Source organism: Cecembia rubra, from assembly GCF_003014575.1.
GTDB classification, from domain to species: Bacteria; Bacteroidota; Bacteroidia; order Cytophagales; family Cyclobacteriaceae; genus Cecembia_A; species Cecembia_A rubra.
Genome location: NZ_PYGF01000004.1, coordinates 196,688 through 222,266 on the forward strand (window position 1 = coordinate 196,688; position 25,579 = coordinate 222,266).

17 protein-coding genes and 1 riboswitch are annotated in these 25,579 nt (G+C 41.3%); of the genes, 13 read left to right on the top strand and 4 right to left on the bottom strand.

From position 1 onward, the window contains the following. Positions 1 to 3: 3 nt before the first annotated feature. Positions 4 to 1,149: a cystathionine gamma-synthase gene (locus tag CLV48_RS09555; protein WP_106567049.1), complete on the bottom strand. Its 1,146-nt coding sequence runs from the start codon at positions 1,147 to 1,149 to the stop codon at positions 4 to 6. Positions 1,150 to 1,211: 62 nt separating this feature from the next. Between CLV48_RS09555 and CLV48_RS09560 the strand changes: the two genes are divergently transcribed. Further along, positions 1,212 to 1,931, top strand: coding sequence for a TVP38/TMEM64 family protein (locus tag CLV48_RS09560; RefSeq protein ID WP_106567050.1), 720 nt, complete (start codon positions 1,212 to 1,214; stop codon positions 1,929 to 1,931). 138 nt (positions 1,932 to 2,069) lie between these two features. Continuing rightward, complete coding sequence (locus CLV48_RS09565) at positions 2,070 to 2,255, top strand: hypothetical protein (RefSeq protein ID WP_106567051.1); 186 nt, start codon at positions 2,070 to 2,072, stop codon at positions 2,253 to 2,255. A gap of 47 nt (positions 2,256 to 2,302) precedes the next feature. On the opposite strand, the gene porU2 is transcribed toward CLV48_RS09565, so the two are convergent. Then, positions 2,303 to 7,300, bottom strand: coding sequence for a putative type IX secretion system sortase PorU2 (gene porU2, locus CLV48_RS09570; RefSeq protein ID WP_245889515.1), 4,998 nt, complete (start codon positions 7,298 to 7,300; stop codon positions 2,303 to 2,305). 28 nt (positions 7,301 to 7,328) lie between these two features. Next, complete coding sequence (locus CLV48_RS09575; RefSeq protein ID WP_106567052.1) at positions 7,329 to 8,441, bottom strand: putative type IX sorting system protein PorV2; 1,113 nt, start codon at positions 8,439 to 8,441, stop codon at positions 7,329 to 7,331. 389 nt (positions 8,442 to 8,830) lie between these two features. Between CLV48_RS09575 and CLV48_RS09585 the strand changes: the two genes are divergently transcribed. The 8 genes from CLV48_RS09585 to tenA all read left to right on the top strand — a co-directional run bounded on the left by CLV48_RS09585 (position 8,831) and on the right by tenA (position 17,953). Next, positions 8,831 to 9,160 (top strand): PadR family transcriptional regulator, encoded by a 330-nt coding sequence (locus CLV48_RS09585; protein WP_106567054.1) that lies wholly within the window; start codon positions 8,831 to 8,833, stop codon positions 9,158 to 9,160. A gap of 4 nt (positions 9,161 to 9,164) precedes the next feature. Then, positions 9,165 to 11,063, top strand: a complete 1,899-nt coding sequence (locus tag CLV48_RS09590; protein WP_106567169.1) for a PspC domain-containing protein — start codon at positions 9,165 to 9,167, stop codon at positions 11,061 to 11,063. A 683-nt stretch (positions 11,064 to 11,746) separates the two neighbouring features. Further along, positions 11,747 to 13,147 carry an MBL fold metallo-hydrolase RNA specificity domain-containing protein gene (locus CLV48_RS09595; protein WP_106567055.1) on the top strand — a complete coding sequence of 467 codons (1,401 nt, stop codon included), beginning with the start codon at positions 11,747 to 11,749 and terminating at the stop codon, positions 13,145 to 13,147. A gap of 15 nt (positions 13,148 to 13,162) precedes the next feature. After that, entirely contained in the window at positions 13,163 to 14,800 is a 1,638-nt protein-coding gene (locus CLV48_RS09600) for a S8 family peptidase (RefSeq protein WP_106567056.1), read from the top strand. A gap of 82 nt (positions 14,801 to 14,882) precedes the next feature. Next, positions 14,883 to 14,973, top strand: a riboswitch (TPP riboswitch). A 71-nt stretch (positions 14,974 to 15,044) separates the two neighbouring features. Continuing rightward, positions 15,045 to 15,836, top strand: coding sequence for a hydroxyethylthiazole kinase (gene thiM, locus CLV48_RS09605; protein WP_106567057.1), 792 nt, complete (start codon positions 15,045 to 15,047; stop codon positions 15,834 to 15,836). Beyond that, positions 15,833 to 16,486 carry a thiamine phosphate synthase gene (gene thiE, locus CLV48_RS09610; RefSeq protein WP_106567058.1) on the top strand — a complete coding sequence of 218 codons (654 nt, stop codon included), beginning with the start codon at positions 15,833 to 15,835 and terminating at the stop codon, positions 16,484 to 16,486. Before thiM ends, thiE begins: the two co-directional genes overlap by 4 nt. Further along, the gene (gene thiD, locus CLV48_RS09615) at positions 16,480 to 17,310 is read left to right on the top strand and encodes a bifunctional hydroxymethylpyrimidine kinase/phosphomethylpyrimidine kinase (RefSeq protein ID WP_106567059.1); all 831 of its coding nucleotides are present in this window, start codon (positions 16,480 to 16,482) and stop codon (positions 17,308 to 17,310) included. The genes thiE and thiD overlap by 7 nt, the downstream gene beginning before the upstream one ends. Then, positions 17,297 to 17,953 (top strand): thiaminase II, encoded by a 657-nt coding sequence (gene tenA, locus CLV48_RS09620; protein WP_106567060.1) that lies wholly within the window; start codon positions 17,297 to 17,299, stop codon positions 17,951 to 17,953. The genes thiD and tenA overlap by 14 nt, the downstream gene beginning before the upstream one ends. A gap of 19 nt (positions 17,954 to 17,972) precedes the next feature. Here the strand turns inward: tenA and CLV48_RS09625 are convergent, their stop codons facing one another. Then, the gene (locus CLV48_RS09625) at positions 17,973 to 20,915 is read right to left on the bottom strand and encodes an FAD-binding and (Fe-S)-binding domain-containing protein (protein WP_106567061.1); all 2,943 of its coding nucleotides are present in this window, start codon (positions 20,913 to 20,915) and stop codon (positions 17,973 to 17,975) included. Positions 20,916 to 21,029: 114 nt separating this feature from the next. Between CLV48_RS09625 and CLV48_RS09630 the strand changes: the two genes are divergently transcribed. From CLV48_RS09630 to CLV48_RS09640, 3 genes are all read left to right on the top strand, one after another. Continuing rightward, positions 21,030 to 21,287 (top strand): hypothetical protein, encoded by a 258-nt coding sequence (locus CLV48_RS09630; RefSeq protein ID WP_106567062.1) that lies wholly within the window; start codon positions 21,030 to 21,032, stop codon positions 21,285 to 21,287. 66 nt (positions 21,288 to 21,353) lie between these two features. After that, positions 21,354 to 22,130, top strand: a complete 777-nt coding sequence (locus tag CLV48_RS09635; RefSeq protein WP_106567063.1) for a YdcF family protein — start codon at positions 21,354 to 21,356, stop codon at positions 22,128 to 22,130. A 142-nt stretch (positions 22,131 to 22,272) separates the two neighbouring features. Continuing rightward, positions 22,273 to 25,548, top strand: a complete 3,276-nt coding sequence (locus CLV48_RS09640) for a type ISP restriction/modification enzyme (protein ID WP_106567064.1) — start codon at positions 22,273 to 22,275, stop codon at positions 25,546 to 25,548. Positions 25,549 to 25,579 lie beyond the last annotated feature (31 nt).

Here is a 25,579-nt window from a genome sequence, read left to right on the forward strand (position 1 = left end):
CAATTAAACCTTAGCTAAAGCTGCCTCAAGATCTGACTTCAGATCCTCCACATCTTCAATGCCAACACTTAGACGTATAAGTGAATCTAAAAGACCTACTTTTTCTCTTTCTTCTTTGGGTATGCTGGCATGGGTCATGGTGGCAGGATGACCGCAAAGGGACTCTACCCCTCCCAAAGATTCCGCCAAAGAAAAATAATGCAAGTTCTCCAATACGGTTTTGGCATCTTCGATTTTATTGCCTTTGATGGAAAAGGAAATCATCCCTCCAAAATCCCTCATCTGCTTTTTAGCCACTTCATGGTTAGGATGGTTTTCAAATCCTGGCCAATAAACTTTATCAACTTTCTGGTGGGATTTTAGGAAATGAGCGATTTCCCTGCCGTTTTGACAGTGCCTTTCCATTCTGATATGTAGTGTCTTGATTCCACGCAACACCAAAAAACAATCTTGTGGTCCAGGTGTAGCACCGCAGGCATTTTGTATAAAGGCCAATTTTGAAGCCAATTCATCATCATTGACTACAATTGCACCCATAACCACATCAGAGTGCCCTCCAAGGTATTTGGTCACAGAATGCATAACAATATCGGCCCCGAGATCGAGTGGGTTTTGTAAAAATGGAGTAGCAAAGGTATTGTCCACAGCAAATATAATCCCATGCTTCTTTGCCACATTTCCGATCTCCTCAATATCAATGATATTCATCATAGGGTTGGTTGGTGTTTCTGCCCAGATCAATTTTGTATTTTCATTGATATATTTTTCGATTTCTGAAGGCTGCTCCATGGAAATGAAATGGAATTTAATGCCATACCGCTCAAAAACTTTGGTGAAAATTCTGTAAGAACCGCCGTATAGGTCATTGGTGCTGATTACTTCGTCACCGGGATTCAGAAGTTTGATGATGGCATCAATTGCTCCTAATCCGGAAGAAAAACAAAGCCCATGTTTCCCATTCTCCAAAGCTGCCAAATTGTTTTGTAGGGCAGTTCTTGTAGGATTGTGTGTCCTAGAATATTCATACCCTTTATGGTCACCTGGAGATCTCTGCACATAGGTAGATGTCTGAAAAATTGGTGTCATAATGGCACCAGTAGAAGGATCTGGCTCTACACCTGCATGGATGGCTTTGGTTCCGAATTTCATATTGTAAATTTTATGGGTTCAATTCTGTTTATTTGTTTCCTTTGCACTTAAGGAGCTCAAAGATGGAAAAAAAGCGAGGTTTTATCAAGGAATTCAAAGAAGCAAGTAGGATAAATCCCTTTATGGCCTTCGCTATCCTTTGGGTAAGTTTTATGCCCTCAATCGGTACCCTCCTCTTGGTTCCAATGGCTTTGGCCAACAGCAAATTCCTAATGGAATTGAATTTTTCGGATCCATTTACTGGAATAACTACTATACTTATCGGGGCTGCACTGATGGGATTTGCTTTGATGCCAACTACCATGCTGGCGGCAATGGCTGGATTTCTATTAGGTTGGAAAGCATTTATTGGATTGGTATTGGCTTATACCATTGCTACCTTGATTGCTTATGCCTGGGGTAAAAACCTAAGTAAAAATTCCGGAGAACTGCTGTTGGAAAGATATCCAAAAGCAAAAATGTTATTAGACCAAAAAAAAGGAAGAATTGGGGAACTGATTTTTTTTGTAAGGTTAAGCCCGGTTATTCCATTCGCACTTTCCAACCTCCTTTTTTCTATCCTTAAGTCAGGATGGAAAAAACTGATCCTTTTTGGCACTATTGGAATGTTGCCGAGAACTACCCTGGTTTTTTATTCCGGCACATTGGTTTCAGACATATATCAGGCCATACAATCAGAGGGGATTCATGGAAAAGGCTGGATTTTCATTGCTTTCTTTTCTGTTAGTCTTTGGGGAATCTGGAAATTTTTCAACAAAGAAAATCAAAATCCGTCAACTTAAGATTTTCAAATCATCAACGTTTTATTGATCTGGGTAATTTTTTTCTAATATTTTAGACACTTTGTTGCAAATACTTAAAATTGGCATGGATTTTATGGATATTTATCCTGTCCGAGTGACATTAAACAATCTAACAAAATGAAAAAAAGCATTTTCGCGCTAGCAATCGCTGCAGCTGCCATCATGGCTTCCTGTGGCACCAAATCCACTGAAGAAGTGACTACTGAAGAAGTAGAAACAGCTGTTGAGGAAACTCCAGCTGAAGAAGTTCCAGTATTGGAAGAGGAAATCCAAGAAGATTCCTCCGAAGTATCTGAAAACTAATTTAAAATCGGATCCTACAATAACCCGCCAAATGGCGGGTTATTTTTTTACCTGAGCAAGTACATTTTTCCATAACCTTGCTTAAAGGCCTTATCTCCTGCTGTTGCACGAGGTTCCACAAAAGTCCCATTTTTTCTTACCAAGACCCTGTAGATATACACCCCGTTGGCTAATTGATCTCCAAATTCATCCCTGCCATCCCATGCATACTCGGTAATATTGTTACCTATCCGCAGCGGACCCAACTCATCCTGTAAGATTTCTCTGACCACCCTTCCTGTGACTGTCATGATCTGGATCTTGATCTGATCAGGTACCTCTGTTCCAGTGACAGTAAATACAAACCTAACTGAGGAGCTGAATGGATTAGGATATGGGTAGAAATTAGTGATACTGGCCTCATTGATCACTTCAAAGTTGATCTCATAGGGCTTATCTATACCTAAATCCTCTGTTACTACCCTGAAAGTATACATACCATCCTCTAAGGGCCCTGGTCTCAACTCGACTTTAAAACTACTGTTTTCAGTAGCTTCAGACCAATTAACTTTTGGACTTGAAAAATTCACCTTTTCAAATTGACAACCATCACACTGTTTGCGCAGAAACAATTCCATTCCCAAAGTGTCTTTTTTAAATATCAGGGACTTTTCATTTCTAAGAAGGGAAGTTATCATCACTGTGGGGGACACAATATCTCCATCCATGATATAAACCCCATCAAAGTGCACATCCAAAATAGAAGTGGTATTGTCCGGATTGACCAAATAGTAATCATCGAGGCCAATCAGGTTGTTGCGGAAAGTTTGCTCCATGATGATCCTAGGATTGGCAAAAACCTCCACAATATTGGTTCCTCCCCAACCAATGGAATTAAACAATATCGGAAACTCCTGACTTTCCCCAGCTTTCACGGCGGGAATTTTCTTACTGAATTTGCGGCTTTTTCTTTGAGCATTGTTGGTAATTGTCCATTCCACTACCAGTGAATCAAGGAAGTCAAATTTTGAAATATTGACAAACTCAAAGTTAAGGACATGCTCTTCCCCTTCTTGCAGTCGGACGTTTTCTTCCTTGCCCTTAAATATCAAAACACCTTCAGGAACTCCAGTGTAGTTTACCTGCCATTTCGCCAATTGTGCTGCAGCAGAAGCCTCTTCATCCTCCATAGCATACCTTAATCTCAAAAAGGGATAAGCATTGGGATTGATATTACTAAGGTCTAGCTGTGCTTCCTGAACAGAAGAAAAAATCTCCTGTTCATCCCCTGATGGTGTAACACCATATACATCAAAGTGGGTCAATTCCTCATTGATCCAGTCCCTCTTTCTGACTTCATTGAAAAATACTTTCCACTCAGAAGCCGGTCCTATTCTAGGAGTGAGGATGCTTGCTGAAGTAAAATATCCATTGAGGGTAGTTTCAAATGTAATTATCTGCTCATTGGCCTCAGGATCAAGGTTCTCATCTGCCACGATCTCGATCGATTCCCCTGGTCTCATTCCTTTCCTTCCGAACAGGATATAGGGGTCACCATTTTTTAGATTTCGCAAGACTGCCTCATTGGCGCCAAGCTCCTTTAATTTTTGAATAGTCACATCTGACCACTGCTGAAAGTTGACCGCACCAATAGAAAAGATCACAACATAATCCCCATCCTTAACCCCATTGACATAATCCTCAACACCAAATCCAGGTCTCTCAATCCATGCATTTCTGATGTTTTGGATAATCTGGGGGACTTTGCCACAACTCCTGCCGTCCAATATATCAAATCCAGGAACAGGAATGGCCAAATATGGAGTAAGGGACCTTTGATCAAATGCCACCAAGCCCAAAGATCCATCAGGACAAACCCTAGCACTCCCATCTACAAAGCTGTCAATAATCTGTGGCACACCTTCTAGGATAAACTGGACATTTCTGGATGATAAACTATCTATCCGGTTGCCAAATGTAAATACTTCAAAATCGACCTGTGTGTCTTTGAACTTCCACTCTCTACGGTTGAAGTCTATTTCAAGATTATTGAGTAAGTTAGTGGACATTTGGGGCAAAACCCTCTGGGTCCATCCTTCTGGTCCATTCTGGATATAACTGAAACTACTCACTGTCCAATCTTCGCTTTCTCCTTCCTTGGGCTCCAAAAACCTGGTTCTCCAATAAAATGTGACTGAATCAGCTTGGGTAACGTTTTGAAAAATATCTACCTCCCAACTGGCAATATTGGCAGTAGTCAACCTCACCTCTCTTCTCCTGGCAGATGAAAAATTGGGATCTGTATCCAATTGAAAAACCAGGTTCCTAGGCTCCAACAGTTTACCTTGAACCTGAGTTGTCAATTTAACATTCCCTTCATTCACGATGGCAAAATTGTAAGGAAGAACATTCAAAGTACCACTCCGAGGTATAAATTTATTGACCGTCACCGAATTATTTATAAAGGTCATTTCAGGAATACTGCGGCTAGGGTTTATAGTAATGGTAAAATTATTATCTCCGAAAGCATTTACGCCTGTGTTTGGCACAATAAACTCAATGGTATCCCTTCGGAATACCGGGGCTATGCGGTCATTGGGATAGTCCACTGTAGTTCCGTCAGGTAATCTCCTGCTGACTTTTATCTCCACAGAATCCAAATCCACCCTTCCTAGATTTTGAAGGTAGAATACCAGTTTCAACCTTTCTGCATTAGCATTAAGGTCATCTCCATCCACCCCGGTCAATTCCACATCTTCTGCTCTGATGGCATAATCAGCTTTGTCTGCCGGAAAAATCCTCATGGCGGGGTCTCCCAAAAGCACCAATTGCTCTGCATGGGAGCGGTTGACTACTGAAGTACCATACCTGAGATAAAACAGTTTCTCAGCCTCCCTTCTTACCTGACCTACTGATCGGTATATCATGCTGGAATCAGCAAATGCCATGGTGTAGATTGACTCAGAGTACCTTCTCAAATAAATATCTACGCCAATATTGGCATGTGCTAAAAAATTAGCTGCACCTTTTGAAGGTGTGACAATCCAATCCTCCCCAAAAGTTGTCACATTACCATAGGAATTGCCCGCATCACAGCCGTTCATAAGGATCATTGGATATTTACCTCTATTGTTGTAGCCCATGGTCGGATCGGAAGCCAACCCAATTTCAATATCGATAACAGTCGGCCCAGCATGACCAAAAAAGGTAATCATACTTACACCTTTATTAACATCAGAAGAAATATCAATCAGCTCAACTGTAGAATTGGACCTTTTCCTGTAGGTTTTAACATTCCCCCCAAGGAATGGCCCTTCGGCTATAGATTTAAACCCATTCAGGAAATTAAAAAAGCGGGTGAGTTCGAAGGCTGAAATCCCACCGCTCAAATGCACAAGTTCCTTTTGCCAATCTTCAGTAGCCCCCAAGGCATCTTTTTCCTTGGCTTTTTCCAAATAGTTGGTTACATCCTGAGGCGTCCTGGCAGGAATTCTACCAATCGCCAAAGCCGGTACCAATGGATTGGCAGGATCTAAACCAATGGCATAATTATTATCAGCATAAGGATAACCAGCTGGAGGAATCAAGTCCTGAAATGTGAATAAATCAGGTCTGTTTCTGTAAAAATGTGTTATCCCTCCCTGCCGGACAGTACTCAGCATCCCCATTGATCTGCCGATTAGCAAAAGGTATTCAGGCCTATGCCTGGGATAATACGCCTTCAAAAATTCAAAAACAGCCAAGGGAGTCTTTTCGCCAAATGAAAACTGGTCATACAATTCCCCAATATTCACTGTCAAGGTATCATAAGATCCTCCGTCACGGGATGCCCTGTATTGAGCGTAAGCCCTGACCGGGTCAGGATGGACTGAAGATTGTCTTCTCAAATTTCTGTGGGAAACAATGATGTAATCTGCAGGCTGACTGAGTAGGTTCCTAAAGCGAAGTCTTTCCATGCTTCCCACCTCTTTTATGGAAAGTCTGTTTTCCAGCCATACTTTGGAAGGGGCATTGGGATTTCCTGCACTGAATCGGATTCTGTTTCCCGTTTTCTCCACTTGGACCCTTATTGGGTTATTGGAATCAGAAATATCATATGCCACATAATTAGATAGCATATTGTCCACTTGGTAAACTGCCTCTCCTGGTCCAAGGATGATTGTCTCCCTATTTACATCCCCATTTTGTGGTCTCCGGGGATAAGTAATCCTAACATAAGCAATGGAAATATTATCCACCGATTCAGGTCCAATTGAACTCACCCGAACAGTAACATTTCCATCAGGACTGATATCTGTTGCATTTAACTCAATAGTTTGATTGAGGACATTGAAGTCAGTGTAAGAATATCTGGCCACCTCCCGTACAGAGCCTAAAGTTGGCCCTGCCGATACTGTGGTTAAATGTGGATTTTCAGAACGGCCCACCAAACCAATCTCCAATTTAGCTGTCCCGGACTGTGGGATTTGGCCCAATCCTGTAAATGAAATATTTCTGGGACTACTTTTGGTGACCGGGGCACTCATCCATCCTTGTCCTTCTTCGTATTCTGCCAATCTCACACCTGGAAAATACACCCTTCCCAAATTATATTGGTCCGAATAAACTGTCATTCTTTCCGTTTGGTAAACTTCCAATACAGGTGGGGTCCCTTGTGGCAGCGACCTGCTAACCATTCTTTTCCCAGGTATCCCAGGAGTAATTGTCAAAAAGAATGCAGTAGTATCAATGTGATGATTGTGCATGATATTACCAATCAGATCCGGATTTCTGAACAATTTCTGATCTAGGGTAGCGTCATTCCGCTTTCCATAAAAATCAATAAAATCATTCACATCAAACCTGCCGTCCTCTTCACCTTGTATAAAAATAGAGACTTCTTCACCCCTATGGTACATCCTCAAATTGCGGGGGTCAAGGCTATTGGGATTGATTCCCGCAGCAGCCAGTGTGGCAAAAGAAATCCTATGTATCCCATTTTCAACCGTTGGGATTTTGTAATAGGTCAGATTGTAATCTATCCAGGTGTTTTGGGCCTGAACTGATCCAAACAAAACCAAACTCATTAATATGATTATGTACCTACAATTCATCTCAATCTTCCCATCCTTTGTTGATCCTGAATTTGCTATCATATGGCTTTATACTGACTTTTACACTGATGACATGGGAATAAGGAGTTTGGGAAATACCTCCAATATCTGTCAATGCATAGTCAATATGCAACTTTTCATTCAAAAATACCCCAAGCCCAAAACTTGGTTTCCAGGCAGTGAAATAGCTACCATCAAAATCTTTAACCCTCTGTACATGACTTCCTCCCGCTCTCAAAAAAACCAAATTTCTATACCCAGCTTCCAGACCTAGGCGGGGATCAAAACTTACAATATTCGTCCTGATCACTGTATTCCGCTTACCATCAAAGGTGAAATCCAGGTCCAATACTCCTTGAAGGTTTATATTCTCACCAAATTGAAAATCCCTTGTCACTGAAAAAATGGCTCTTGGCAAAGTCAGCTCAATTGAATTTACAGGAATGACATTATTGGTCTGGGCATAGATATCACGGACCATTTCTGCATTGTGAAACCAGGCATTAAAAGTACTGGTCACATCCCGAAGCATTAATCCAAACCTCCACTGGTCTTTCAGATAAATACCTCCCAAATCAAGACCAAATCCCCAGGCTTGGGCAAACCTGCCCACATTACGGTGAATGATTTTTGCATTTCCTCCGATTTTGAATTCATCACTGATATCCCTTGCATAGGATAGTATTAAGGCATAATCTGCAGCGTTGAAAAATTGTATATTATTGTAATTGAGCGCTCCATTAGCATCATAAAGAAATCGGGTATCCGGAATATCATCCACCCCAAAGCGAATCAGGGAAACAGCTACCTGATTATCTACATCTATAGAGGTAGTATATCCCAAATAATCAAACTTAGCTATCCCCGCAAAATACTCTGCATGCATCAGAGAAAATTCATGTTGGTGCTTCACCCCTATCAATCCAGCTGGATTCCAATATGCCGCTGTCACATCCCTAACGGAAGAAACTTGGGCCCCGCCCATAGCCAAAGCCCTCGCTCCAATGCCTATATTCAAAAATTCATTGGAATACTTAGGTGCAATTGTCTGCGCACTAAGCAGGCTACTTAGAGAAAAAAATAACAGAAGCAAAAAAAGCCTGAAAATAAACATGTACTATGCGGATTTCACCAATGCAAAGTAAAAATAAATTATCAAATAGTGACGAAATTCAAAAAAAATCAGGGCTCCAAGAGGACGTACAACTGTACAGCTGCGGACACTTATCTGTCCACTACAGCCACATGGATATTTTTCCATTTCCCTTTTAAAAGGTTATTGCAAAAAAAATCCCTTGGAACAAAAAATATTTAAATGGGCCAAATTTTAAGAATTTAAAGGTTTTTCTTACCCATTGTTTCTTATTTGGTACCTTTTTATACCAAGTTAACTTGTTATACAAGGTAGCACTAATATGTTTGGTACGGTTTTTCTTTATTTCTGGAACAGGGGGACGGTATGTAGCTAAAAGTCCTGATTGAATAGAAAAAAAACACAAAGATATGAATGCTTCAAACACCCAAATACAAATGCGGAAGGGCCTATTGGAATTCTGCATTTTGCATATCATAGCCAGAGGAGAGGTTTATGCCTCTGACATGATAGAAGAATTGACCGAAGCAAAGATGATTGTGGTAGAAGGAACACTCTACCCTTTGCTTCAAAGACTTAAAAACGCCTCTCTGGTATCCTATCGCTGGGTAGAATCTGAATCTGGGCCTCCAAGAAAGTACTACTCCATCACAGAAGAAGGAAAAAAATTTCTTGAAACCCTAAATGAAACCTGGGAATCTCTGGTTCAGGCAACCCAACAAATCACCTCAAAGCAATAAAGAAATGAAAAAGACAATAAGCATCAATATCAGCGGCATCCTTTTTCACATAGAGGAGGATGGCTATGCGACACTCAAGAAATACCTTGAGGCTATCAACAGGCATTTTTCCCATTATCCGGACAATCAGGAGATCATTTCTGATATAGAAAACCGGATTGCTGAAATCTTCCTGAGTAATTTAAAGAACAACAAGCAGGTTATCACCGCAGAAAATGTTTCCAGATTAATTGAAAAAATGGGAACTATCGCTGACTTCAAAGCGGAAGAAGTCGTGATTGAGGAAAAAGCCGAAGAAAAGAAAGAGCAGGATAATGATTTTTACAAATACATTACTCCTCCAGGACAGGAAATCAAAGGGTATAAAAAGCTGACCCGGCTTGAAAACAGAAAAATCCTGGGCGGTGTATGTGCCGGCTTGGCTCATTACCTTTCCATAGATCCTCTCTGGACCAGATTGGTAGCTTTGCTTTTGCTTTTCAGCGGCAAACTGAATTTTGGGAAACCTGCTTGGGACTTTCTTCCCTGGAATTTTAATTTCTCTCTTTCTTTGGGGATTTGGGCATTGATTGCCTATGTGGTACTCTGGGTTATATTACCTGTTTCCTTCGAAGAACCTGAAGACAAGCATATCAAAAAACTCTACCGTAATCCTGATGACAGGACTTTGGGGGGAGTCGCCAGTGGATTGGCAGCCTACTTTAATATTGAAGTTCTATGGATCAGGTTGCTTTTTATTGCTTTGATCTTTGCAGGAGGAGCAGGTTTTGTAATCTATCTGATCCTTTGGATCATAACTCCGCAGGCAAAATCCATTACAGAAAGGATTGAAATGAAGGGAGGAGCCATTACTTTGGACAACATTGAAAATACCATCAAGGAAAACCTGAATCCAATTCCTCCGGTACAGGAGAGCCAGACCAAAAAATTATTGATGGCCCCATTTAGGTTCCTTGGAAAAGTGATCAATAAACTTGGTGAAGCATTGGGCCCTTTGGGAAAATTTTTACTGGCAGTGGTCAGGGTATTCTTCGGACTGATCATATCCTTTATTGGAATTGCCATTATAATCACGCCTATAGTTTTACTTGGGGTATATTTCCAATTAGTTCCGGTTGAAGACAGCATGATTGTCCTGGACAATATACCTGCAGAATGGATCAGTGATATTTTACCGGTATGGTTGGCCATCGCCGTAGGCTTCTCAATATTGATTCCAGGCCTGATTATACTTCTACTTGGCATCAGTGTAATTGTAAAGAAAAGCATTATTGATGGTAGATTTGGTTTGATCGCACTGGGAGTATGGCTCTTAAGCATAGGGGTAGCTGGATTTCAGATTCCAAAAGTAGTATCCCAATTTAAAACCGAAGCAGTCCATACAGAGGAAGTCAATATCCAGTTAAATGAAGGTGTAATGGTGTTGAAATCACAAGCCACTCAAAAGGATGAAGGAATATTTGACTTGGTCAACCTGGAAATCAATGGAATTGACGGAAAAGAAGTAGTCCTTGTAAAGGACTTCAAATCGAAAGGTAAAGGATATGAAGATGCACTAAAAAATGCCAGTAATATCCAATATGGATATGTAGTCTCAGACTCAATCATCACCTTTGAAAGAAGTCTGGATCTTAGCAAATTGGAAAAATTCAGGGGACAAAGCCTAAAACTGACTTTAGAAGTTCCTTTTGACAAACCATTTGTAATGGATAAATCCATACTTCCCATTATCCGAAATACCATCAACAAAGCCGGTTATAAAACCCGTGATGTGAGCACAAGAAATTACTGGGTCTTCAATGAAGATGGATTGCTATGTCTGAATTGCAGTAATGGTAAAAAACTCAGTAAGGCTGACAGTGTTTCCAAAACAAAATTTGAAGGAACCTTTATGTTGAAATAAACATCAAATAAACTAAACCAACACCAAGAAGCCACCCAGTACTTTGGGTGGCTTTTTTTCATTTCGGTTGGTGAATTGATTTTAACCCGAATTCAAAGACGTTTTATAAATTATGTGATGGGACCTGCTTGATATGAATAATGAAATTTATAAAAGAACCGAATAAAACTGATAACGTGTATCTATAAACAAGACAGGGACCGGACGGGGTTTAAAAAAAAGTCCTTGAAAATCTTTTGAATGAGGGGCCAAGAAACAGGCTGGGTATATGAATAAGAGCCAAGGCAAAACTAGGAATTTGTCCGGGCCGGCATTGGCCTTATGAAGGAAGGAACCATAAGAAATGAACCAGCTGGATCATTTGGGTGACTGGTCCGTTGAAAGGGCTGGGCTCATAAATTCTAACTTTTTTGGGTTAATTATTATCAAGTCCTCATGGTTTTAAACCAAACCTCAAAAAGGACAAAAAAAGCAACAAAGAGTAAATGTCAACAATTTATTCAGTCAGGTTGAATTTAAAATAAATAATCTGATCCCATTTAGGGTTAAAGGGATGGAATTAAGAATTAGGATTTAAGAAGGAAATTGGATTGCTTCGAAGATTTAATAACCTTTAACGGAAATGAAAAACTAAAAACCGCAAAAACTTGTACATTTAAATCAAGAATCAACCCAATTTATCCATGCAGGTAAAAGTGAAATTTTTAGGCGGGGCCAAAACTGTAACAGGATCCAGATACTTATTGGAACTGGACCATCAAAAAATCCTCGTGGACTGCGGCCTCTTTCAAGGATTGAAAGAATTCCGGCTTCGCAACTGGGAATCATTTCCCATTGATCCAAAATCAATAGACCTGGTCATCTTAACCCATGCACATATTGATCATAGTGGTTACTTGCCCAAATTGGTCAAAGAAGGATTTTCAGGGCCTATATATTGCACTTATGCAACGGATGAATTGGTCCGTATTCTGCTTTTAGATGCTGGCAAACTCCAAGAAGAAGAAGCAGCTTATGCCCAAAGGAAAGGTTATTCCAGCCATGAGAAACCCATGCCACTTTATACTATTGAAGATGTGGAGAAGGTTTTCCCATTTTTGAAACCAGTGGATATGAATGAAGAAATTCAGCTCAATGAAAAAGTGAACATCACTTTTTTCAATGCTGGACATATCCTTGGAGCAGCAATTGTGAAAATAAAAGTCAAAGGAGATTATCAAGAAAAAAAATTGGTGTTCTCAGGAGATTTGGGAAGATATCATGATCCCATCTTTCATGCACCTGCAAGAATACCTTTTGCAGATGTCCTGTTTATGGAATCTACCTATGGAAACCGAAGCCAGAAAGAACAAAAGCCTGTGGATGAATTGGCAAGAGCCATCAGAGAAACTTACCGAAATGGAGGAGTGGCCATTATTCCTGCTTTTGCTGTTGGCAGGACACAAATGATCCTTTATTACCTGCATTACCTCCAACAAAAGGGCAACATACCTGATATCCCCATATTCGTGGATAGTCCCATGGCCATTGATGTGACCAAATTATACAAGAAATACACTGAATACCATAGACTTGGTCCCCTTTTGGAAGAGGAGGGGGCCAACCCTTTCCTTCATAAAAACCTCCATTATTATCAAACCCAAGAAGCCTCCATGTCACTCAATGCGATCAGAGGAGACGCAATTATCATATCGGCAAGCGGGATGGCCACTGGTGGTAGAATCTTGCATCATTTATACAACAGACTGCCCCGAGAGCAAGATAGCATCATTTTTGTAGGATATCAGGCGGAAGGCACCAGAGGCAGAAGGCTCCTTGAAGGCGAATCCACATCAAGGATGTATGGGGTAGAGGTTCCTGTGAAATCCAAAATATACTATATTGAAGGCCTTTCCGCTCATGCGGACCAAGAGGAATTGATGGAATGGGCAGAAGGGTTTGCTAGTAAACCGAAAATGACATTCCTTATTCATGGGGAAAAAGAAGCTTCTGAAACCCTTTCACAAAAATTGACCGAAATATTGCAGTGGAATACCATAGTTCCTGAATACATGGAAAGCTTTTCCTTGTTTGAAGGCATTTAATTATAATCATCCAACATGTTTACCCAAAAGAAATCCCTTGTGGGAGCTATGCTCCCTATTTTATTGATATCCCTATCATGCAGTTCAATTAGCCCTACTTCAAAAACACTAAAGGCTCCAAATGAACTGTTGGTGAAAAAAGGAGAAATCACTGATTACGAAAGATTTAACTGGCAGCACCTTGACCTTCTAAAAGATACCATTCCAGGCATGAGCGTGGAGAGGGCCTATAATGAACTGATCAGAAAAAAGAAAGGCAAACCAGTCACCGTTGCAGTTTTGGATGCAGGGATTGACTTAGAGCATGAGGACCTGGCTCCTGTACTTTGGGTCAACCCAAAAGAAATTGCTGCTAATGGAAAAGACGATGACGGCAATGGCTTTGTGGATGATGTTCATGGATATAATTTCCTGGGTGATTCTTACCATGAAAGACTTGAATATACCAGAATTTTGAGTTTGGGGCTGGGAGATGAATATTTACAGGTGATGGCAAGAATTAAATTCGAGGAGGATGCACAAGAAAGCTTAACCTACCTCGCACAAATTCAGGAACTCAAATCCACTATATCTATGGCAGACCTTACCGCCAAGCACTTATTGGGAAAACAAGCATATGAAGCAGAGGATATTTATAAACTTAAATCCGATGATGAAGACATTCAGGAGATTTTGGGATTTTTGAGAAGCGTTTTATCCATGTCTGGAAGTTTGGAGGCCATAATGGAAGATTTGGAAGAAGCCGAAAAACATTATGGAACCAAAGCAAAATACCATTTGAACCTTGAGTTTGATGGAAGAAAACCAGTAGGAGACAATCCCTATGACCTCAAAGACTTTCCTTATGGCAATGGAAATCCGAATATCATGGACGTGGAAGAAAGCCACGGTACCCATGTAGCTGGTATTATTGCTGCAGATAGAAACAATGAAATAGGGATAAGGGGTGTAGCCAATAATGTATCCATCATGAGCATCAGGGCCGTACCGGATGGTGATGAATACGACAAGGATATAGCTTTAGGGATCAGGTATGCAGTAGACAACGGCGCAAAAATCATAAATGCGAGTTTTGGCAAATCTTTTTCCCCAAATGCAGAATGGGTTTATGAGGCCCTGGAATATGCCGCATCGAAAAATGTGCTGATCGTTCATGCTGCAGGAAATGACGGAATGGACCTGGATAATCCGGAAAACCACAACTTCCCCAATGACCATAAATTCCAAAACGGAAGAGAATTTGTAGACAATGTAATCACCGTGGGAGCGATAAGTATGGAATATGGCCCCGATATGGTGGCCTCATTCTCCAATTTTGGGGCAAAAAATGTTGATGTATTTGCTCCAGGGGTGGGAATTTTTTCCACCATGCCGGAATCTGACTATGATTTTCAAAGCGGAACCTCGATGGCCGCACCAGCAGTGGCAGGAGTAGCGGCATTGATTTGGTCTTACAATCCCAACTTGACTGCAGCTCAGGTCAAAAAAATAATTATGGAATCTGGTTTGGATATCCCTGTAAGGCTCAGGTTGATGAATAATCCTTCCCGCACTTTTGCATTGGGAGAAATATCAAAATCAGGCAAGATCGTAAATGCTTACAACGCCCTTATACTGGCCCGACAAGTAGCCAAAGGGAAAATCAAATTGTGATTTTTTTAAAAAGTTTAAAATGAATAGTTCATGGTTTGGGTAACATAAACCTTTTTTGTTTTATTTGGCGTTAGAATACATGTGAAGACTTTAGGGGTGCCTTTAAGGCTGAGATCAAACCCTTTGAACCTGATACGGGTCATACCGGCGAAGGAAAAAGTTAAACCAAATGCGCGGACTGCGCACCTGTATACTTTTTCTACATCCCTAAAGCTCCAAAAAGAAATACTTTAAAGCTAAATTTATGGAGCAGATCAGTGAATTATTAAAAAAACTAAGAAACCAATCCCCCCTTGTCCAAAGCATTACCAATTATGTAGTAATGAACAATACCGCCAATGCACTATTGGCGGCAGGAGCTTCACCCATCATGGCCCATGCACATAGTGAAGTCAAAGACATGGTCAATTTAGTAGGCGCTTTAGTGATTAATATTGGCACATTGGATGAATATTGGTCAGAAAGTATGCTTATAGCTGCAGAACATGCCCATTCAATTCAGAAACCTTGGGTGCTGGACCCAGTGGGTGCAGGTGCTACCCCTTATAGAAACGAACTTCTGAGCAAACTCTTACCCTTCAAACCTACTGTAATCCGTGGGAATGCCTCTGAGATTATGTCTTTGACCAGTGTGAATATCAAAAGCAAGGGTGTGGACAGCACCAACACATCCGATGAGGCCATTGAAGCTGGTATATTGCTTTCCAGCCAGACTGATGCAGTTGTGGTAATTTCAGGTGAAGTCGATTACATCATTGAGAGAAACCGAATCTCACAAGTGAAAAATGGCAATCCTATTATGGCCAAAATCACAGGAATGGGCTGTACTGCCTCGGCATTGACAGGTGCTTTTGTTGCAATCGAAAAGGACTATATGCTCGCCTGTACAGCAGCTATGGCCCTGATGGGAGTCGCAGGTGATTTGGCAGCAGAAAAATCTGAAGGACCTGGAACCCTTCAGCTCCATTTTTATGATGCCCTTTACAATTTACAGCCTGAGGAATTTGGGGAAAGAATGATTGTCAAGTATCCATGAACCAATCAACTTTCCCATATAGACTCTATTTGGTGACAGATCAGGCAAGTTGTCTGGGAAGGAACTTTTTCTGGGTAGTGGAAGAAGCATTAAAGGGAGGGGTGGACATTGTCCAAATCCGGGAAAAATCACTCCCCTTGGAAGATTTCATAAGGAAAGCGGAGCAACTAAAGGCAATTTGCAAAAAGTACCAAGTCCCCTTAATCATCAACGATTCGGTGAAAGTAGCAAAAATTGTGGATGCGGAAGGGCTTCATGTGGGACAGGAAGACGCCAACATCAAGGAAGCGAAAGCAATTCTGGGATCCAGTAAAACATTGGGGCTGTCATTGGAAAATATGGAAGATTTACGGAAACCTTATTGTGAAGATGCCTGGTATTATGGTGTGAGTCCTATTTATGCCACCCCTACCAAAAAAGACACCAAAAGCGAATGGGGATTGGAAGGATTGGCAAATTTAAGAAATGCAACCGATAAACCTCTGGTCGCGATCGGCAGGGTGAACCTAGATAATGCGGCCAATATCATTAGCCATGGGGCAGATTGCCTGGCCGTAGTCTCAGGGATTTGCAGTGCTCCTAGCCCTGCCCATGCTGCTGAGGCATTAAGAAAGAAAATCGAAGAAGGATTAAATCATCAATCATGGTAAAAAACTACATCCCTGTCCTAAGCATTGCAGGTTCAGACAGTGGAGGAGGTGCAGGCATACAAGCAGATCTCAAGACTTTTGCTGCTCTGGGCTGCTATGGCATGACGGTCATTACCGCCACTACCGCACAGAACACCCAAGGAGTCAGGGAAATATTTCCCATCCCTCCCAATCATATTGAAGCACAAATGATGGCAGTCTTGGAAGACATCCCGCCCAAAGCCATAAAAATAGGCATGGTCAATCAACCTGATGTAGTGGAAGTCCTGGCCAAAACTTTAAAAAAGTTTCCCCATATCCCAATAGTTTTTGACCCGGTCATGGTAGCTACTTCCGGTGATCGGTTGATAGCCGATGGCACCGTAGCCCTTTTGAAAGAACAGCTCTTCCCATTGGCAACTTTGATCACCCCCAACCTGGATGAAGCCACCGTGCTGACCGGGTATGCGGTGGATTCAGTGGAAAAAATGCACCAAGCAGGAAAAGACATCCTTAATATGAAATGCCAAGCTGTCCTCATCAAAGGAGGTCACTTGAACACACCTGTTATTCAAGACATTCTATTCCAAAAAGAAAGGCCCGAGCAATCCTATAAAAGCACCTATATTAAAACCAACAATTTGCACGGTACCGGATGTACCCTTTCTTCTGCCATTGCTGCAGAATTAGCTAAAGGGCACGAATTACATATGGCTGTTGAAAATGCAAGACAATACGTTTACGGAGCATTGGAGGCTGGAAAAGACATCAAAACAGGCCATGGAAATGGCCCATTAAATCATTTCTATCAACCTCAATCACAAATTATTCATGAGCTGGACTAAAAACACCTGGAAGAGAATTACCCCTCTTTATGAAAAAATTCTGGCAATGCCATTTAACCAAGAGCTTATGCAAGGTACCCTGCCCCTAGAAAAATTCAAATTTTATATGGCACAGGATGCCTACTATCTGGGCGAATTTGGTAAAGCCCTAAGCACCCTCTCCGGAAGAATGGAAAAGATGGCACATGTCCTTGAATTCGCCCATTTTGCAGCGGGAGCCATAGAAGTGGAAAGGGCTTTACATGAAAGTTACTTTAAAACACTGGGAATTCCCGATACCATTGAACCCAGTCCAAGCTGCCTACTCTATACAAATTTTCTTCTCAAAGAAGCCAAATATGCGGATTTGGCTACTGCAGTAGCTGCTGTTCTCCCCTGCTTTTGGATTTACAAAAAAGTAGGAGATCATATTTTTGAGCAACAGTCCAGTGTGGAAAACAATCCCTATAAAAACTGGATCGACACCTATTCAGGAGAAGCATTTGCCGAATCAGTCCAAAAGGCCATATCAATTACGGATGAACTGGCAGAGCAATCCAGTCCATCTGCAAATGAAGCTATGTTCAAGGCTTTTGAAATGGCCAGTAAACTGGAATGGATGTTTTGGGATAGTGCTTATCGTCTTGAGAAATGGCCAGTATAACAAGAATCCAGTTGATTTGCTATTTTAGCGCCTGGTAAAGGATCTCCACTGGATGTAGGGCCTTCTTTCCTGTCCCGTCAGCTATCTGATGGCGACAGGAAGTTCCTGGTGCTGCTATCAAAGTATTTTCTGAAGCTTCTCTCACCGCCGGAAACAATACCATCTCCCCAATTTTCATACTGAGTTCATAATGCTCAGCTTCATAACCAAAAGAACCTGCCATACCACAGCAACCTGAAGGGATCACTTCCACCTCATAATTCAGGGGTAAGGACAGGAGTTTCTGGGTCCAACTCAGTGAAGATAGTGCCTTTTGATGGCAATGCCCATGCAATTTGATCCTTTTGGAGTCTTTGGTAAAAGATTCCGGTGTGATATTCCCCGCTGCGATTTCCCTTCCTATAAATTCATCTATTAAGAGGGTATGAAATTTCAATTTCTTTGCAGCTTCAATCAGGTCTTTATCCACCAAGCGGGGATATTCATCTCTAAAACTCAATATTGCCGAAGGCTCTATCCCAATCAATGGATTTTCTCCATTGATAAGGCCTTTAAAAATTTTCACATTGGCATTGGCATGTCCCTTAGCCTTTTTCAAGAGCCCCTTGGAAAGTGCAGACCTGCCGCTTTCCTCATGGTCCACCATGATAACTTCGTATCCCAATTTCCTCAACAATTTGATAGTCTTGATACCGATTTCGGTGTCATTGTGATTGATAAATTCGTCTACGAACAGGTAAACAGTCTTGATTATGGGCCTGGTTACAGGGTAATTGGCTTCATTTTTTCGGAACCATTGCCTAAGACTTTCCCTGCTGATGGCAGGAAGATTTCTTTTTGGAGCCACCCCAAGTACTTTTTTGAGAATGCTTCCTGAAATCCCATTACTCAGAGAGAAGTTGGCCAAACCTGGCACAAAGGCGCCCAATTTATTCAGGTCATTGATATAGGCAAAGGCTTTTGAACGGAGCGGAATTCCATGGGTCTTCTGATATTGGTAGAGGAATTCGGCCTTCATGGATGCCATGTCCACATTGGAAGGACATTCGGCGGTACAGCCTTTACAGGAAAGGCAAAGGTCCAGGGCTTCCTTGATTTCAGGATGGTCAAAGGGGTTGGATGGCTTGTCCTTGGTGAGAAATTCCCTCAAAGTATTGGCTCTTCCTCTGGTGGTATCCTTTTCATTTCGGGTAGCCTGGTAGCTTGGGCACATGGTGCCGCCAGAGATCGGCAGCTTCCTGCAATCCCCACTCCCATTGCATTTTTCCGCCAATCGCAGGATACCGCCAACACCTGAAAAATCAAGTACAGTATCAGGTTCCGGAGTTTTCATCCCCGGTTCATAGCGCAGGGAACTGTTCATGGGGGCCGTATCCACTATTTTGCCGGGATTGAAAATATTATCAGGATCCCAGGTGTACTTAATTCTTCTGAACAGCTGGTAATTTTTCTCTCCAACCATCAACGGAATAAAGGGAGCCCGAACCCTGCCGTCGCCATGCTCTCCGGAGAGTGATCCCTTGTACTTTTTCACCAGTTTGGCTGAAGCTTCCGAAATTTTGAAAAACTCCTCCACATCTTCCGCCTTTTTCAGGTCCAAAATGGGACGCATATGAATTTCTCCCGCTCCAGCATGTGCATAGTGCACCGGCTCTTGGTTGAACCCTTTCAAAATCTCATCGAGTTCATCGATATAATCGGCCAAATCTTCAATATCTACCGCTGTATCTTCGATACAGGCCACCGCTTTAGGATCACCGGGTATATTGGCAAGCAAGCCCAAACCGGCACTTCTCAGGGCCCAGGCGGATTTGGTCTTATCCGGACCGATGACAGGATAGGCATATCCCAGCCCATTGGCCTTAAGATCTTCAATCAACTTAACGCCTTTGGCACGGGCTTCCTCCTCAGTTTTTCCGGTGAACTCAATCATCAACAAGGCTTTGGGGTCACCTTCGACAAAATATCTGTTTTTACTGTATTCTATACTCTCTTTGGTACAATCCAGGATGATTTTATCCATAAGCTCTACTGCTGTGGCAGGGTGCTTCATCGCCACTTGGGCAGCCCTCATACTTTGGTTGATGCTTTCAAAATGTGCCGCCACCACAATTTCCACAGGGTCAGGCAAAGGATCAAGGCTGATTTTGATTTCAGTTGTAAAGGCCAAGGTACCTTCAGATCCTGTCAGAAGTTTACAAAAATTAAAAGGCTCATTGCCTTCAAAAACCTCGGACTTCAGCAATTCATCGACTGCGTAACCGGTATTTCTTCTATGGATGCTTTTCTTTGGAAACTGCTCGTGAATTTCTTTCCTCGCTTCTTCTGGATTCAATTCCTGCCAAACCTGCCTGTAAATCTCCCCCTCTAATGTCTGCAACTGTTGCTTGGATTCAAAATCTGCTTTTGTCACAGGACCAAAAACCACAGGATTTCCATCACTCATCAACACCCTGAGCTCCATCACCTTATCTCTTGTTACCCCATATACAATGGAAGTAGTACCGGATGAATTGTTCCCCACCATTCCCCCAATCATGGCTCTGTTAGCCGTGGAAGTAATAGGACTAAAAAATAATCCATGGGGCCTCAAATAATTATTCAACTCATCTCTTACCACACCCGGCTGCACTTTGACCCATTTTTCCTCTTTATTGAATTCCAGGATTTTGGTAAAATGCCTGGAAACATCGACCACGATCCCATTTCCGACACACTGACCGGCAAGGGATGTCCCTGCTGTCCTTGGGATCAAGGAAGTCTGGTTTTGACGGGCAAATTGAATCAGTTTTTGAATATCCCCTTCTGTCTTGGGGAAGGCAACTGCCAATGGGATTTCCCGATAAACAGAGGCATCAGTGGCATAGAGCGTTTTGGTCAAATTGTCGAATTTCAGCTCTCCTTCCAATTGGGTCGCCAATTTCTCCAATAGAGGCAATAGGTTAGGTTTGTCAGCAGTCATGTAGCAAAAATAAACAATCGGCTTATGATAGGTGCAGTTAATGCGAAATAAATGGAAAATAATGTAAAAGGTGAATTATTTTGAAAAAACTGATTTTATCCCTATTTTAGAAACATGGCAGGAGGTACCTCAGCTTTAAATATGGCCCAATCGTCGAAAGACAACAGGAGCATCCGTTCTCCTAGGAGTAGCATGGCTGACAATCCCTATCTTGCTTTTCCTGTCAGAAAAATGCTTAACGAACCCAAAATGTACGATGAAATGATTACAGAAAGATTCGAAAGAAAAAAAGAGCATGAGTTTTCGAGGAAAATCGTGCTGTTCATTTTCGGCATAATTGTAGCACTATCCATTTCCTTATTTTTTATTTAACAAATCCGAAAATCCCCTTTTATTCCATTTCCCGGCCATTGATTATATTGCTGAAAAATCCGCATTATGTTTTTCTTCCTTTCTCAATTTCTGAGTTTTTTGGCAATGCCTCTGACCATTGCCCTGGTTTTGATAATAACAGGGTACTTTTGGAAGAATAGAGCTTTGGGAAAGAAAATATTGCTCGCGGGAATACTTACACTCCTCTTTTTTTCCAATCAGTTTATCGCCAATCTCAGCATGAATACCTGGGAGGAAGAGATGAAACCCATTGCCGATCTGCCAAATTACGAGATGGGCATAGTGCTCACCGGGGTGACCAATCTGAGTAAAACGGTCTATGACAGGACCTTATTCAATAAGGGCGCTGACAGGGCCACCCATGCGCTTCAGCTTTATAAAATGGGCAAAATCAAAAAGCTTTTGATTACAGGCGGGCAAGGCCTTAATCCAACCAATCCCAATACAGAAGCAGAATTGATCCGGGATTTTTGGGTCATGGCGGGGGTACCAGAAGAGGACATTCTTGTGGAAAACCTGGCAAAAAACACCTATCAAAATGCCATATTCAGTAAAAACCTCCTCAGTGAAATAGGCCATGATTGGAATTCCAATGAAAAATTCCTTTTGATCACCTCTTCATTCCACATGCAAAGGGCCAAAGCTTGTTTTGATAAAGCCGCAATCCCCACCGATACCTTTCCCGTGGATTATTATGGAGAAGATATTCAATGGAGCATTCCTGAATTACTCTATCCCAATCCCAACGCACTATTACTTTGGCACAAACTTTTCAAAGAATGGATTGGCTTGTTTACTTATAAGATGGCGGGGTATATCTAAAAAGCATCTCTCAAATTATTGAAAGAAATTTAATCCTAGAAAAAAATCAAGTTTAGCTCTAATTTCATACCCACACCAATAGTCAATACTGACTATTTTGGGCTTTTTCTATTATCTTTAAACCAAAGCATTCTTTTTCACCATGACAGTTCAACAGTACCTGGATAACATACATAGACGTTTCATGCTCGGCCATGCTACAGAACATTCTTTCCGAGGGGATCTTCAGCAGTTGATAGAAAGCTTAGCTCCCGATATCCAAGCAACCAATGAACCCAAAAGGCAATCATGCGGGGCCCCTGATTACATATTGACCAAAAAAGATATCCCGGTAGGCTTTATTGAAGCCAAAGACCTAGGGGACAGAGATCTTTCAGGCAGCAAAAAAACAGGCAATAAGGAGCAATTTGACCGGTACAAAAGCTCTTTGGATAACATCATCTTTACGGATTACCTGGATTTTCATTTATACCGTGATGGTGAATTTGTTACTAAGATTGCCATAGCTGAGATTACCGAAAAAGGAATAGAGTTCAAGCCTGAAAATTATCAGGCCTTCTCTAACCTCATCAAAGATTTCTGTACCCATGTAGGTCAGACTATCAAAAGTCCTAAGAAGCTGGCGGAAATGATGGCGGGTAAAGCGCGATTGCTCTCCGATGTAATAGAAAAAGCCCTCAACTCGGATGAAGCTTCACAGGAGGACAGTACTTTGAAAGATCAGATGAACGCTTTCAAACAGATCCTGATCCATGACATTACTCCAAAGGGCTTTGCAGATGTGTATGCACAGACCATTGCATATGGCATGTTCGCCGCCCGATTACATGACAGTTCCTTAGATTCTTTTTCCCGACAGGAAGCAGCTGAACTGATTCCTAAATCCAATCCCTTTCTGCGAAAACTCTTTGGATATATTGCTGGCCCCGACATTGATGACAGGATCAAGTGGATCGTTGATAGCTTAGCAGAAATTTTTCTCGCTACAGATGTAGAAAAAATTCTCAAAAATTATGGCAAGCAAACTAAAATGGAGGATCCCATCATCCATTTCTATGAAACCTTCCTCAGTGAGTATGATCCCAAACTTCGAAAAGCCCGGGGTGTATGGTACACACCTCAGCCCGTGGTCAACTTTATCGTCCGAGCGGTAGATGAAATCCTACAAACCGAATTTGGACTTCCCCAGGGATTGGCTGATACCTCCAAAACAAAAATAACCCTCAATACACAAACCCCAGATAAGCGATCCGCTACCGGATACAAGCAAGTAGAAAAAGAGGTCCATAAAGTACAGATCCTCGATCCTGCCACTGGAACAGGAACATTCTTGGCCGAGGTGATCAAGGAGATTCATAAGAAGTTTCAAGGACAACAAGGGATTTGGTCCCAATATGTAGAAAACCATTTGATTCCCCGACTGAATGGCTTCGAACTGCTGATGGCCTCTTATGCCATGGCCCATCTCAAGCTTGATCTCCTACTTGCTGAGACCGGATTCAAGCCTACCTCTAATCAAAGGCTGCGGGTATTCCTGACAAATAGTCTGGAAGAATTCAACAAAGACACAGGCACCCTGTTTGCCAATTGGCTAAGCGCTGAGGCCAATGAGGCCAATCATATTAAAAGAGATACTCCTGTGATGGTGGTTATTGGTAATCCTCCCTATAGTGTAAGCTCTACGAATAAAGGGGAGTGGATAGAAGAGTTATTGAAAGAATATAAAACTGGGGTGGCTGGAAGTAATAAAAATTCATTATCCGATGATTATGTTAAATTCATTAGGTACGGCCAGTTTTTGGTGGAAAAAAACGGAGAGGGGATTTTAGCTTACATTTCAAATAATAGTTTTGTTGATGGGATTACATTTAATATGATGAGAAAAAAACTTCATCAATCTTTTAACAAAATATATATTTTAGATTTACATGGAAGTTTAAAGAAACTTGAAAAGACCGATGATGGAGCCAAAGATGAAAACGTTTTTGATATTCAACAAGGGGTTTCAATTAATATATTTATTAGAAAAAAAGATGACTCCAAAAAAGAAATTCAACAGTTTGACTTGTTTGGAACAAGAAAATTTAAGTATGATTTCTTAGACTCGAATTCATTACCAGGTATCAAATGGAAACCAATTACCCCAAGAAATCCTGGATATTTTTTTAAAGAATTTGATTTTGAGAAAAACGAAATATATATCCAAAATATTTCTCTTAAAGACTTATTTAAAGTATCTGGGACAGGTATTAAGTTCAGGAAAGATAACTTATTGGTAAAAAATCATTTCAATGAAAAATCAGTCTTAGACATGCTTGAGGATATGTATTTCTTAAGTAATTCTGAAATTCATTCCAAATATGAATTTTCAGACACAAATGACTGGAAGCTCGCAGAAAAAAAATCATTGTTTCAAAGAAAAAGAAGTGATATTAGGAAAGTACAATACAGGATTTTTGATACCAGATTTACCTATTACCCATTCGAAAGAATTAATGAGATAATTGTTAGGGGTGATTCAAGAAGAGATTTAATGAGCAATTTAAAATTTGATAATATTGCAATTATAACAACAAAACAGCAAAGTTCTTTTGATTTTCAACATGCATTCGTCTCCAAGGATTTTGTTGATATGTGCACAATTTCAGCACAATCAAAAGAATCAACAAACGTTTTTCCTCTCTACTTGTACCCCGAATCATCCGCCCAGTTACAAATAGGAGATTCTCCAAGACGCCAACCCAACCTCAATATGGAAATCGTCAAGCAGATTGCAGAAGGTTTAGGGATGGACTTTTTGCCGGAGAAAGAAGAAGACGCGAATGTCTGTATGGCCGAAAGCGGCGAAGTAAGTCCGTCATATAGGAATAGTTTTGCTCCCATTGACCTATTAGATTATATCTATGCCGTTTTGCACAGCCCTACCTACAGGGAGAAATACAAGGAATTTTTGAAGATAGATTTCCCCAGGGTTCCCTACCCAAAGGACAAAGAGGTTTTTTGGAATTTGGTAAGTCTGGGTGGAGCATTGAGGCAAATCCACCTTCTGGAAAGTCCAATAGTCAGCCAATATATAACCCAATATCCAGTGGATGGAAATAATGTGGTGGATAAGCTGAGGTTTGAAGTATGCGACAACAAAGACCTGACAGTCCGCCGCGGCGGACTGTCAGGTCTAAACAGAAAAGTTAATCAAGGCCGAGTCTATATCAACCCCACCCAATACTTCGACCATGTTCCAGAAACTGCCTGGAACTTCTATATCGGAGGTTACCAACCTGCCCAAAAATGGCTCAAAGACCGAAAAGGAAGAACTTTGAATTTTGAAGATATTCTCCATTACCAAAAGATTATAGTGGCATTAATGGAAACAGATAGGCTGATGAAGGAAGTGGATGGGGTTTTGGAAGTCAGCTGAACAGATGTGAATTTTAAAAATATTAAAGTCA